This window comes from Mycobacterium colombiense (assembly GCF_001672755.1).
In the GTDB taxonomy this organism is placed as follows: Bacteria; Actinomycetota; Actinomycetes; order Mycobacteriales; family Mycobacteriaceae; genus Mycobacterium; species Mycobacterium colombiense_C.
Genome location: NZ_LZKI01000176.1, coordinates 1 through 11,077, shown reverse-complemented (window position 1 = coordinate 11,077; position 11,077 = coordinate 1). Strand labels below are relative to the sequence as shown.

General features: G+C 68.3%; 7 protein-coding genes. All 7 read right to left on the bottom strand.

Features of this window, described 5'->3' with window-relative positions; all coding sequences use genetic code 11:
* Positions 1 to 13: 13 nt before the first annotated feature.
* Entirely contained in the window at positions 14 to 1,690 is a 1,677-nt protein-coding gene (gene ettA, locus A5708_RS22560) for an energy-dependent translational throttle protein EttA (protein WP_065030752.1), read from the bottom strand.
* 88 nt (positions 1,691 to 1,778) lie between these two features.
* On the bottom strand, positions 1,779 to 2,285 hold the full coding sequence (locus tag A5708_RS22555; RefSeq protein WP_065030751.1) for a single-stranded DNA-binding protein: 507 nt from the start codon (positions 2,283 to 2,285) through the stop codon (positions 1,779 to 1,781).
* A gap of 118 nt (positions 2,286 to 2,403) precedes the next feature.
* Positions 2,404 to 4,470 carry a cytochrome c oxidase assembly protein gene (locus tag A5708_RS22550; RefSeq protein WP_065030750.1) on the bottom strand — a complete coding sequence of 689 codons (2,067 nt, stop codon included), beginning with the start codon at positions 4,468 to 4,470 and terminating at the stop codon, positions 2,404 to 2,406.
* 28 nt (positions 4,471 to 4,498) lie between these two features.
* Positions 4,499 to 6,853 (bottom strand): glycerol-3-phosphate 1-O-acyltransferase, encoded by a 2,355-nt coding sequence (locus tag A5708_RS22545; RefSeq protein WP_065030749.1) that lies wholly within the window; start codon positions 6,851 to 6,853, stop codon positions 4,499 to 4,501.
* A complete protein-coding gene (locus tag A5708_RS22540; RefSeq protein WP_065030748.1) occupies positions 6,850 to 8,637 on the bottom strand; it encodes an HAD-IB family hydrolase/lysophospholipid acyltransferase family protein in 1,788 nt (595 codons plus the stop codon). Before A5708_RS22540 ends, A5708_RS22545 begins: the two co-directional genes overlap by 4 nt.
* Positions 8,634 to 10,103, bottom strand: a complete 1,470-nt coding sequence (locus A5708_RS22535) for a WS/DGAT/MGAT family O-acyltransferase (protein ID WP_155766145.1) — start codon at positions 10,101 to 10,103, stop codon at positions 8,634 to 8,636. The genes A5708_RS22540 and A5708_RS22535 overlap by 4 nt, the downstream gene beginning before the upstream one ends.
* 138 nt (positions 10,104 to 10,241) lie before the next feature.
* A partial coding sequence (locus A5708_RS22530) for an alpha/beta hydrolase (RefSeq protein ID WP_065030746.1) occupies positions 10,242 to 11,077 on the bottom strand: 836 nt, incomplete at its 5' end.

Genomic DNA, 11,077 nt, shown 5'->3' with positions numbered 1-11,077 from the left:
GGCAGAGCTGACACTAGTCGCGCGTTAGCTTGCGGTGGGTCACCCTGTGCGGCCGCGCTGCTTCGGCGCCGAGGCGTTCGATCTTGTTCTCCTCGTATGCACCGAAGTTGCCCTCGAACCAGAACCACTTGGCCTCGTTGTCGTCGTCACCCTCCCAGGCCAGGATGTGCGTGCAGGTGCGGTCCAGGAACCACCGGTCGTGCGAGATCACCACCGCGCAGCCGGGGAATTGCTCGAGGGCGTTCTCCAGAGAACTCAGCGTCTCGACGTCGAGGTCGTTGGTGGGCTCGTCGAGCAGGATGAGGTTTCCGCCCTGTTTGAGCGTCAGCGCGAGGTTGAGCCTGTTGCGCTCGCCACCGGAGAGCACGCCGGCCGGCTTCTGCTGGTCCGGTCCCTTGAACCCGAACGCCGACACGTAGGCCCGCGACGGCACCTCGGTCTGGCCGACGACGATGTGGTCCAACCCGTCGGAGACGACTTCCCACACGTTCTTTTTGGGATCGATTCCGGCGCGGGTCTGGTCGACATAACTGAGCTTGACCGTCTCGCCGACCTTGACCGTGCCGCTGTCCGGCTGCTCGAGCCCGACGATGGTTTTGAACAGCGTGGTCTTCCCGACCCCGTTGGGGCCGATGACGCCGACGATGCCGTTGCGCGGCAGGGTGAAGGACAGGTCCTTGATCAGGGTGCGGCCGTCGTAGCCCTTGTCGAGATGGTCGACCTCGACCACCACGTTGCCCAGCCGCGGGCCGACCGGGATCTGGATCTCCTCGAAGTCGAGCTTGCGCGTCTTCTCGGCCTCGGCGGCCATCTCCTCGTAGCGCTGCAGCCGCGCCTTGCTTTTGGCCTGGCGCGCCTTGGCGCCGGAGCGCACCCACGCCAGCTCCTCGGTCAACCGCTTCTGCAGCTTGGCATCCTTGCGGCCCTGCACCGCGATCCGCTCGGCCTTCTTCTCCAGGTACGTGGAGTAGTTGCCCTCGTAGGGGTAGGCGCGGCCGCGGTCCAGCTCCAGGATCCATTCGGCGACGTTGTCCAGGAAGTACCGGTCGTGGGTGACCGCCAGGATCGCGCCCGCGTAGGAGGCGAGGTGCTGCTCGAGCCACTGCACGCTCTCGGCGTCCAGGTGGTTGGTGGGCTCGTCGAGCAGCAGCAGGTCGGGCTTGGACAGCAACAGCTTGCACAGCGCGACGCGGCGGCGTTCACCACCGGACAGATTGGTCACCGGCTCGTCGGGCGGCGGGCAGCGCAGCGCGTCCATGGCCTGCTCCAGCTGCGAATCGAGGTCCCACGCGTCGGCGTGGTCCAGCTCCTCCTGCAGCCGACCCATCTCCTCCATCAGCTCATCGGAGTAGTCGGTGGCCATCAGCTCGGCGACCTCGTTGAACCGGTCGAGCTTGACCTTGATCTCGCCCAGGCCTTCTTCGACGTTGCCGCGAACGGTCTTCTCCTCGTTCAGCGGGGGCTCCTGCAGCAGGATGCCGACGGTCGCGTCGTTGGCCAAGAAGGCATCACCGTTGTTCGGCTTGTCCAGGCCCGCCATGATCCGCAAGACGCTCGACTTGCCGGCGCCGTTGGGGCCGACGACACCGATCTTGGCGCCTGGATAGAAGCTCAACGTGACGTCGTCCAGGATCACCTTGTCGCCGTGCGCCTTGCGGACCTTTTTCATCGTGTAGATGAACTCAGCCATGCCGCGGTTGTGCCTTTCTGGTTTGCGAAGTGATCTCGCGGACCATCCTAGGCATCGCCCGCCGGCGGCAGCCCCGCGCCGACCAGGCTCAGGCGGGGATGGACAGCGGGGCCTGCTCGGCGGTCGCATCACCGGTGCCGGCCGGATCGTCGCCGACCAGCTGGTCCTCGCTACTAACGTCCACACCGTCCACGGGAGTTCCCGGGGCCGCGCCGTCCTGCCCGGCGTTGGGTCCGGTGTAGCCGGGCTTCTCGATGCGCACGATGACGCGGGACAGGTCCGGCCCGACCGCGGTCGCCCGCATCTCCACCGACGAGCGGCGGTTGCCGTCGCGGTCCTCGTACTCGCTGGTGTACACGTGACCCACCACGATCACCGGCGCGCCCTTGCCCAGCGCGGCGCCCACCCCGGTGACCAGCTTCCCCCAGCAGTTGACGGTGACGAACAGCGAGTGCCCGTGTTCCCAGCCGCCGTCGCCGGTGCGGCGGCGCGAGTTGCTCGCCACCCGGAACTTGATGACCTCCTGGTCGCCGACCTTGCGGCGGGCGGGGTCGTTGACGATGTGACCGACGACTGTAAGCGGGGTTTCGAACATGGGCTGATCCCTTCTCGATTGCATTGGCTATGGCTGCCAGTAGGCGCGGCGCCACCGACGAACGCCGTGGGGACAACCTCGAATCGGCCGTCGCTGTGGAAGAAACTCCGACTGTGGATCAGTCGGGATCGGCGGGGGCCTGGCCGGATCGCTTGGGCGTCTCGCCCTGCGCCAGCTGCGCCAACATCGCGTTGTAGGCGACCAGCTCGGCGTCATCGTCGCGGTCGGCGGCCCGGTCCAGCCGCTTGGCGGTACGGCGATCGCTGCGCGCCCACTGGATCAGCAGCGCGAGCATGACGATCACCAGCGGGAACTCCCCCGCCGACCAGGCGATGCCCCCGCCCAGGTGCTGATCGCCCAGCAGATCGGTGTGCCAGCTCAGGCCGAGGGAACGGTAATAGTCGCCGCCGAGCACCTTCTTGGTGCCCATCAGCACCACACCGAAGAAGGCGTGCAGCGGCAGCGACGCGAACACCACGGCCACCTTGGCCAGCGGCGGAATCGGTCGCGGCGTCGGGTCCACCCCGATCACCACCCAATAGAACAGGTAGCCGCTCACCAGAAAATGCACGTTCATCGCCAGATGCCCGGCGTGGCTGCTCGCGGTCGTGTCGAAGAGGTTCGACAGGTACAGCCCGTAGAACCCGGCGACGAACAGCACGGTGGCCACCACCGGGTTGGTGAGGAATCGGGAGACGCGGCTGTGCAGCGCGGCCAACAGCCACTCCCGCATGCCCGGCGGCTCGTCACGGCCCGCCGCCGGCAGCGCCCGCAGCGCCAGGGTGACCGGGGCGCCGAGCACCAGCAGGATCGGGATCAACATCGACAGGCACATGTGCACCACCATGTGCATGCTGAACATCGCCGGCATGTAGCGCCCCACGCCCGACGACGTCACGAACAGCAAGACCAGGCAGCCGAGCAGCCAGGAAATGGTCCGACCCGGTGGCCAGGTGTCGCCGCGCCGATGCAGCCGCACCAGCGCCACCACATACAGCGCGGCGAAGACGAGGGCGGCGGAGCCGAAGATCAGGTCGAAGCGCCAGTCGAACAGGATGCGCGCCACGGTGGGCGGCCCGTCGAAGTCGTAACCGATCTCGGCCTCGGGGATCGAAGGCAGCCGGGCCGGCGGTGGCGGCGGCGGGGTGCGGCCCAGCCCGACGGCGATGCCGAAGGTGAGGCCGAAAATGGCGGCCTCGATCAGGGTCAGCCGCAGCAGCGCACCACGTGCCCGCGCCGGAGTCGGATCCGCCTGCAACGCAGCCACACTCACGCGCCGCTGGCGCCAGCCGAGGCCGCCCAGCAGGCACAGCGCGACGAACTTGGCGGTGACCAGTCGGCCGTAGTCGGTGCTGAACAGGTCGGCCGGCTGCACACGCACCAGGGCGTTGACCACTCCGCTCACCGCCATCGCGACCCAACACCAGAGCGCGATCATCGAGAAACGCCGGGCGGCCAGCCCGAGGTGGCCGCCGCCGCGCAGGGCGTGGGCCAGCAGGGCGAGCAGACCACCGGCCCACAGGCTGGCGGCGATCAGGTGGATCAGCAGGCCGTTGGTGGCCAGGTCGTGCGAACCGCCGGCCGACGAATGACCGGTCAGGCCCAGCGGAATCAGCGTCATCACCGCCGCGGCGGCCAGCGCCGGCGTCCACGACCAGCGCAGCACCGACAGGCTTGCCAGCGTGATCACCGCGGCCATGATCGCGGTCCAGCGCCAGGCCGAGGCGTTGGTGATCAGACCCGCCAAGGACCACATCCGCATCGGCGGAATGTCGGCGACCGGATGGCCGGATACGTCGGAAATGGTCAGCGGGACCAGCAGGGCGGCGCACACCGCCCAAACCCCCGACGCCACCGTCCCGAGCCGAAGCGCCCGATAGCCGTCGGCGTCGAGGACACCGTTGCGCTGCGGCGGCACCAGGAACGCGGCGAACAGGAAGGACCCGACCGCGAGGACGGCGGCGATCTCACCCGCGGCGCGGACGAACGGCAGCCCGAGCGTCGTCACCTGGCCCGGGTCGGGCAGGCCGGTCACGGTCAGCGCGCTGGCCAGCGAGAGCGTCCCGATGCCGGCGGCCGTGCAGCCCGCCAGCACCGCGACACCGGCCAGCACCGGCCACACCAGCGCGCGGCGTTGGGTGGCGGCCTCGGCCGGGGCCTTGCCGGCCGGCGGGGCGACGGTCATAAGTCCAGGGTATGGGCGGGCCCGCCGGCTACAGAGTCTGGCCGTCCAGAAGGTCCTGGCGCGCCTTGGCCTCGCGGGCCACGAACTGCTCGCGCGCGATCTGGCCGACGTAGTTGAAGTCTTGCAGGATGTCGCGCAGCTCTTGCAGGAAAGCGGCGCGCCTGTCGGCCAGGTCCGGGGCCGGCGCGATCAGATTTTGATCCTCGACGACTTGGCGGGCGGTGGCGAACAGCAGCGTCGACACCGATTCGCTGCTGCGGATCCGGGTCTGCGCCACATACTGTCGGCCGACGCCCAACGCCAGGTCGGTCAGCTCCTTGTGTCCGATGTCCGCGGGCGCGTCACGCAGCACGTCGGCGACGATCTCGTAGGCCTCGAAGAACACCCGAAGCATCGCGTCCGCCATCAGCGGACGCTTGGCGAACAACAGCGCGCGGATCTCGTCGCCTCCAGCGGACACGTGGGCTGCCCAATTGTTGTGCCACGCCATCTCTTCGGCGATGTTGTCCCGGAAGGTCGCCGAGTCGGCGAAATAGAAGTCGAACTTCAGCAGATCGCGCAGCCGCATCGCCTGGGTCCAGAACGCCTCCATGCGGTCGCCGTCGACGTGGCGGGCGTGGGCCAGCGCGAGTTCGACGATCGAGGTCTCCAGGAACGCGTGAATCACCGAGTTGCGGTAGAAGGCCGCGGCGTGCTGCTCGTCGGGTGCGATGCGCCACACCGGTTCCCGGCCGCCGTCGACGCGGGTGATGGGGTGTCCGTTGGATAGCGCGTCGACCGCCGCGCGCACCCCGTCGTGCGTGCGCAGCCGCAACGCGCTGGTGGACATCGGGTTTTGTTTGCGTTCCAGGTAATCCAGCGAGTCCTGCAGGGTGTGGTGCAGCTGGCCGAGCGTCAACGCAGCGCCGCGGGTGGTCAGCAGCAGCGCGCACACCAGGCCCGTCGCCGTGACCGGCGTCGCTTGCAGGATCCGCCAGGCGACCTCAAACGACATTTTCTGCAGTGCAAGCCTTTTGGCGTCCGGGTCCTGCGTCAGCGGGCCGTGCGGGACACCCAGGTACTGGCGCATCGACACGGCTTCGGGGAATCGGACGTAGATCTTGCCGTAGTTGCGCTCGCCCTGCGCGCGGATGAAGTTGTACAGCCAGCCGACGCCCTCGGGTGTCTTCTCGCCTCCACGGGCGTAGGCGGCGTACTCGGCGGTCTCGTGCAGCTGATCGAAGCTGATCGAGACCGGTTGCAGCAGAATGTCTTCGCTGCGGCCGTCCAGGTAGGCGTCGGCGACGTAGGCCAGCAGACCCAGCTTGGGCGGCAGCATCTTTCCGGTGCGCGACCGGGTACCCTCGATCGACCAGCTCAGGTTGAACCGCTTTTCGACTATGTAGCCGACGTACTCGCGCAGCACGTACTTGTAGAGCTGGTCGTTGCCGATGTTGCGGCGGATGAAGATGACACCGGAGCGCCGCAACAGCGGGCCCATCGCGCCGAACGACAGGTTGATGCCGGCGAATACGTGCACCGGCGGTAATCGGTTCTCCTGCATGGCGACCGGCACCACCGCGCCGTCGATGTAGGACCGGTGGGAGAACAACAGCACCGCCGGGTGCGCTTCCAGGCCGGCCCGCATCGCCGCGACCTGGTAGCCGTCGTAGTCGATCTCGGGATCGAACCCGCGGCTGAGCATCCTGCCGAGAACCCCGACGAGGTCGACCGAGGCCCGACTCCACCCGGTGGCGAGTTCGTCGAGCATCTTTCCGGCCTCGTCGACGGTGGCGCCTGGGATCTTGGCCAGGCCCGCGCGAAACCGGTTCGAGGCCAGTATCTCCGGCTTCACCAGCCGCGGTGACTTGTACTGCGGCCCGAGGATCCGGTACTCGACGCGCTCCATCGCCAAGATGGCGCGGCGGATCACGAATTGGACGAAGTCGTTCTTGTCGTCCCCGACCGTGGTGTCTCGCCATTGCCGGCGCAGCTCGGAGACGGTGGCCGCTTCACCGGCCACCACCCGTGCGCGCCAGGGGGCGGTCCGCACGATCCGTTCTTGCTGGCGTTGGTTGGGGTGGTAGGGATCCCGGCCGGGGAGCAGGCCGGCCAGCTTGGCCACCCGGCCGCGATCCGGCTCGGGCAGCCAGAACACCCGCACCGGCACGATCGAGCGGTCTTTCCCGGATTCGAGCTGTTCGGCCAGGACCGTCATCGCTTCCGGCGGCGCGTCGAGCGGGGGCAGTTTCACCAGGCCGAAGTTCGCCCCCTCATGCGCGGTGCGCTGCTGATCCATCCACGCCGTCACCAGTTGCATCTCGACCGGCGAGGCCATCGACGCCAATATCAGCGAGTCTCGTCCGGCAAGGACCGCGCTGCTATCCGCGGCCGGTTCGGTCACGGATGCCCTCGGGGCGGCGATTCGGGTGGCTCCGCGTTGACGGCCGCCGCCTCAGCGGCGGGTCGTTGTGCCTCACCGTCTTTGAGGGCGGCCTGGGATTCGTGGGGGTTTGCCTTGGGCGGCTTGGCTTTTGAAGCCGCCTTCTTTGCCGGGGCTTTCTTCGCCACCGGGGTCTTCTTTGCCGGGGCCTTCTTGGCCGCAGCCTTCTTCGCCGCCGCCTTGTTGGCCGGTGCCTTGGCTGTGCGGCTCTGCGCCTTGTCTGCCGCCTTCTTCTCGGCGTACAGGTCGACCTCGGGCAACTCGCCGACGGGCCAGTTGGCGAGCGTGTCCAGGTACAGCTGACGCACCTCGGCGATGCGCTCCGGCAGCGTGTCAAGCGTCCAGTCCTGCACCGAGATCGGCGGAAAGACCGCGACGTCGACGGTGCCCGGGTTGATGACGGTCGAGTTACGGGCGGCGACGAGCTCGGCGTTGCGGATCACGATCGGGACGATCGGGATGCCCGCGGCCATCGCAATCCGGAACGGCCCCTTCTTGAACGGGCCGACCTCGGTGGTGTCGACCCGGGTGCCCTCCGGGGCGATCACTATCGAAAGCCCCCTGCGCGCACGGTCTTCGACCTCGTGCAGCATCTCCACCGCGGCGGCCTGATCGTCGCGGTCGATGAACACGCCGTCCACCAGCCTGCCCAGCGTGCCCATGACGGGGTCTTTCTGCAACTCCTTCTTGCCCACACCGACCCAATTGTCACGCACCAGCGCGCCGGTGATGACCGGGTCAACTTGGTTGCGGTGGTTGAAGATAAAGACCGCCGGCCGTTGCGCGGTCAGGTTCTCCCTGCCGATGACGTTGAGCTGCACGCCGGCGATCGCGAGCGACAACTGAGAGAAGTTGGAGGTGAAGAAGTTGACGCCGCGGCGCCGGTTGCGGGTCAGCACCCCGATGCCCACCGCGCCGGCGGCGACGGGGAACATCGAGCCGAAGCCGGCGAGCGTGCGCAGCTGGCGCCGCAATCCCACCGGGCCGCGGCTGCTGAACCGCAGGATAGGCCAACCGCGGCGCTTGGCCACCGCGGCCATCTTGCCCTCGGGATTCGTCGGCCGCGGATTACCCACCAGATACATCAGGGCGACGTCCTCGTCGCCGTCGGCGTAGAAGTAGCTGTCCTTGAGATCGATGTCGTGCTCGGCCGCAAAGCGTTGCACCGCAGCGGCTTTGCCCGGACCCCACAGGATCGGCTTCTCGACGCCGCCGGTGAGCATGCCGTCCTCGGTGGTCTCGAACTTGTTGGTGAGCATGTTGGGAATGCCGAGGAAACGCGCGACCGGGTTGACCTGGATGGTCAGCGCCGACGAGCTGAGCACCACGGTGTGGCCGCGTGCCATGTGGGCGCGCACCAGCTCGCGCATCTCCGGGTAGATCCGCGACTCGATCCGCTGGATGAACATCCGCTCGCCGATCTCTTCCAAGTCGTCGAGCAGCCGCCCGGTGAGCGCCGCGGCGGCCTTGCCGATCAGGTCCTCGAATTCGATGCGACCGAGGGTGTGGCTCAGCCCGGCCTGCACCATGCCGAGCAGCTCCCCCACGCCCATGTCGCGGCGCAGCAGCCGCTCCTGGGTCAGGATGATCGCAGTGAACCCCGCGACCAGCGTGCCGTCCAGGTCGAAGAACGCACCGATCTTGGCACCGGCGGGGCTGGCCATGATCTCGGCCACCGAGCCGGGCAGCCGCATGTCCTGCCCTGGAGTTTCGCCCTTATCGCCCTGCTCGTTCGAGGCGCTCACGAGCCCGCCACCGATCGGGTGGACACGGCCGGCTCGGCGAACGAGGCGGGCACGGCGCGCGGTGGCGGATCGCCGGCCAGCGCCAGGATCTCGTCGAAGCCGTCCAGCAGGCATTGGGCGAACAACGCCTCGTTTCGCACCGAGGCCTTGTCGTAGCGCACGGTGATGGTGCACCATCCGCCCCGCGAAATCAGCACCACCATCATCGCCACTCCCGGCAGCGGACCGATACCGTACTGCCGCAGGACTTTTGCACCGGCGAGGTAGGTGTCGCCGGGGAAGACCGGGACGTTGCTGGCCTGCACGTCGGAGCCGATCACCGAGCCGGTGATCCCTTCCAGCACCGCGGTGGGCAACACACTGAGCACCGGCGCCATCGAACCGATGATGTTCATCGCGGGCTCGTCGCGACGCTGCGTCATCTGGGCGCGAATCTTTTTCATCCGGGAGACGGGGTCGGCGGTCCCGATCGGCGCGGCCAGGTTGACGCCGGTGAACCGGTTGCCGCCGGCGGTGTCCGCTTCGGCCCGCAGGCTGACCGGCACCGCCATCGGCAGCGTGCTGATCGGCACGCCGAACGCCTGGTGGTAGCGGCGCAAGGCGCCGCAGAGGCCGGCCAGGTAGGCGTCGTTGATCGACCCGCCGCCGGCCTTCGCGGCCTTGTGCAGGTCGGCGAGCGGGATATCGATCGCCTCGCTGCGGGTCGCCAGGCTGCGCCGCCGCAGCAGCGGCGACGGCTCGGCGGCCCGGTTGAGCACCCGCATGCCCGACATGGCGTACCCGACGATCCCGGACACGGTGGCCGTCGGTTCCAAGACCGCCCGCCCGGCGGCCGAGACCGCACCGGACAGCGCGTTCATGACGCCGCCGACGACGGCGAAGGGCAGGTGGTTAATGCCCTGGCGCATCAGATCATTGGATGTCAGGTCCTGCGGGACGGGCAGCGGCAGTGTCGGCTTGGCCGGCGGATTGCGCTCGAGGTCATAGATCTCGGCGAACATCTGGACCCCACCCACGCCGTCGGTGACGGCGTGACTGACATGCAGCAGCGTCGCGGCCTGGCCGTCGGCCAGCCCCTCGACCAGGGTGGCCGTCCACAGCGGCCGCGAGATGTCCATCGGCGACTGCAGGATGACCTCGGCGAGATCGAATACCTCACGCAGCGTGCCGGGTTCGGACACCCGCACGCGGCGCACGTGGAAATCCAGGTTGAAGTCGGGATCGACCACCCAGCGCGGCGACGCTGTCGGCAGGGTCGGCACGACGACCTTTTGCCGCAGCCGCAACACGCGTCGCGAGGCGCTTTCGAGTCGGGCGCGGAATTGTTCCCAGTCCGGCGTGCAGTCCAGGAGCTCCAGCGCCATGATCCCGGACCGGGTGCGGGGATTCGCCTCTCCCCTGTGCAGCAGGTAGTCGACCGGCCCGAGCTCGTCGGACAACTTAATCGCCTCGACAGACTCAGTCATGGTCATCAGCTCGACGCGTCAACGTTGTCACCGTCGATCAAGCCTCCTGCCTTTGGACCCCACCAACCCCAATGGTCCACCCAACGCTAGTCGGGTTACCGCGCTGGTGAAAGGACCGGCAGGTTCCCCGGCCAGGGCTCAGCTGGCCGAAGTGGCCGACAAGGGCAGCGAATCCAGCAGCGAGCTGACGCGCCGCCCGTAGACGACCCCGAGGAAATCGGCGACGGCGTCAGCTGCGAGCCGTGATCGAACCGTCGGGGTGATGTCGAAAGCGTGGTGCGCGTTGCCGAGTTCGGCGTGGGCCACCGTGGCCGCCCCGGCCGCGCGCAGCGCCGCGCAGAACGCGCGAGCCTGGCCGCTGGGCACCAACTCGTCCTTCTCGCCGTGCAGCACGAAGAAGGGGGGTGCGTCGCTGTGCACGTAGGAAACCGGCGACGCCGCCGTGAAGCGCTCGGGCTCGTCGGCGTAGCGGGCCTTCATGACGAACTGTTCGAGGAACGGCAGCATCAGCGGGTGCATGTTCTCGAAATCGGTGAAGTCGTAGACGCCGTAATAGGGCGCCACCGCTTGCACGGTGGTGTCGGCGTTTTCGAAGCCCGGTTGGAAGGTGGGGTCGTTGGGGGTGAGCGCCGCGAGGGAGGCCAGGTGCCCGCCCGCCGAGCCGCCGGTGATCGCGATGAAGTCGGGGTCGCCGCCGTAGTCGGCGATGTTCTCCCGCACCCAGGCAATTGCCCTTTTCACGTCGATCAGGTGCGCGGGGAAGGTGGCGCGCGGGCTCTTGCTGTAGTCGATCGAGACGCAGATCCAGCCGAGTTGAACCATTCGGCTCATCAGCGTGTAGGCCTGCGGGCGCCGGCCGTTCAGCGTCCACGCCCCACCCGGCACCTGGATCAGCACCGGCGCCCGGCACCCGGGGGCCAGGTCGTCGCGTCGCCAGATGTCGAGCAAGTGGTCGCGTGTGCTCGGGCCGTAGG

Bases quoted from the DNA above. Each gene is read 5' to 3' on its own strand.
- ettA (WP_065030752.1), bottom strand. From the start codon at position 1,690: ATGGCTGAGTTCATCTACACGATGAAAAAGGTCCGCAAGGCGCACGGC.
- A5708_RS22555 (WP_065030751.1), bottom strand. From the start codon at position 2,285: ATGTTCGAAACCCCGCTTACAGTCGTCGGTCACATCGTCAACGACCCC.
- A5708_RS22550 (WP_065030750.1), bottom strand. From the start codon at position 4,470: ATGACCGTCGCCCCGCCGGCCGGCAAGGCCCCGGCCGAGGCCGCCACC.
- A5708_RS22535 (WP_155766145.1), bottom strand. From the start codon at position 10,103: ATGACTGAGTCTGTCGAGGCGATTAAGTTGTCCGACGAGCTCGGGCCG.